This window comes from Caballeronia sp. GAFFF2 (assembly GCF_023631485.1).
In the GTDB taxonomy this organism is placed as follows: Bacteria; Pseudomonadota; Gammaproteobacteria; order Burkholderiales; family Burkholderiaceae; genus Caballeronia.
The window spans coordinates 1-1214 of record NZ_JALQDA010000085.1 but is presented as its reverse complement, the minus strand read 5'-3'; the positions used below and the strand labels follow the sequence as shown (position 1 = coordinate 1214).

Here is a 1214-nt window from a genome sequence, read left to right as displayed (position 1 = left end):
GGCCGAAGTTGTACATCGGCGTTCATGGCGCACACTCCAAGACGTCGAGCTCGCCACGCTCGAATGGGTTCACTGGTGTAACCACCATCGGCTGCTCGGCCCGCTCGGGTACGTATCGCCTGCGCAAGCAGAGGAGTCTACAATCGGAATCTGGTGCGATCCGCTCGCGCGGCGTAGCGCCCAACTCGGCGGTCTCCGACAAAGTCGGTGCGCTTCAATGCTGACCGAGCTGATTTGCTCGGACGTGCCACCGTGTTCGCCCAGGTAGGCCGCAAAGCGTTCAATCGTGCTGGCATCCTTGCCGGTCGTGACGAACACGACCCGCCGCGCTCGCATATCGGCGACCAGCGTCAGATACTCATGACCGCGCCGATACGAGGTTTCGTCAATCGCCACTGCCTTCACCTCAGACAGGTCAGCCCCCGCGAGTGCCAGCTCCACATACCGCGAACAGATGGCGTGTACTCGATGCCACGACAGGTTGACCGCACGCGCGACAGCGGCAAACGGCATCTGCTGGGCGAGCATCAGTACGAGTGCCTCGAACAGCAGCGTAAAGCCGCTGAGTTGACCGACCCAATCAGGTTCGACCAACCGCACACGCGGCACCCGCACTTCCAGAAAACATTCGTGTTGAAAGAAATTCAGGTGACGCAGACGCTTGATTTGCGTGTCGTGGTCAGGATGCTCACCGGCAACTCCAGCATAGGAAAACCGGGTGCCCGCGACGAAGTCCACGGCAATGGTGAGTTGACGCTGAGCGGCATCGAAGTCAACGCCTTGAACGTACCAGGGCGCGGTTATACCGAGAGCGGATTCGAACAGTTCATTCGTCATGGTTGCTTTGTCATGGCTCAGCTTATCAATTCTGGGCGCCTCAAGGATTCGCTTCGCCGGGCTTACGCCCGTCCTTGACCCGCCAACCCACCCACTCAAAACTCAAAAGAGGCGTTTTGTCGAGCATTGCGGTGACACCAAGATCGACGGTGACTTCCTACACTGAGCGAATGGCGGAAGTCTACCGAAGAGGTCTACGATGCAAATCGGCGCGCCAAAACAGTTTAGGCCTCGGCGATGGAAAAGAAAGCGACCGCGCCGGTAAGCTGTATCCCTTGATCATGAAGCGCCTGAGCGGCCGCCGCCGCCTCCTCAACCAGAGCGGCGTTTTGCTGGGTGACCTGATCCATTTGCGCGATGGCCTGATTCACTTGTTC

The 1214-nt window shown here is 59.1% G+C and carries 2 pseudogenes; one reads left to right on the top strand and one right to left on the bottom strand.

From position 1 onward, the window contains the following. Window positions 1-133 (top strand): annotated as a pseudogene (locus NCT04_RS34215) (IS3 family transposase); the annotation flags it as partial. An 80-nt stretch (window positions 134-213) separates the two neighbouring features. On the opposite strand, the pseudogene NCT04_RS34210 reads toward NCT04_RS34215, so the two are convergent. Next, window positions 214-837, bottom strand: a pseudogene (locus tag NCT04_RS34210) (helix-turn-helix domain-containing protein); the annotation flags it as partial. Window positions 838-1214: the final 377 nt, after the last annotated feature.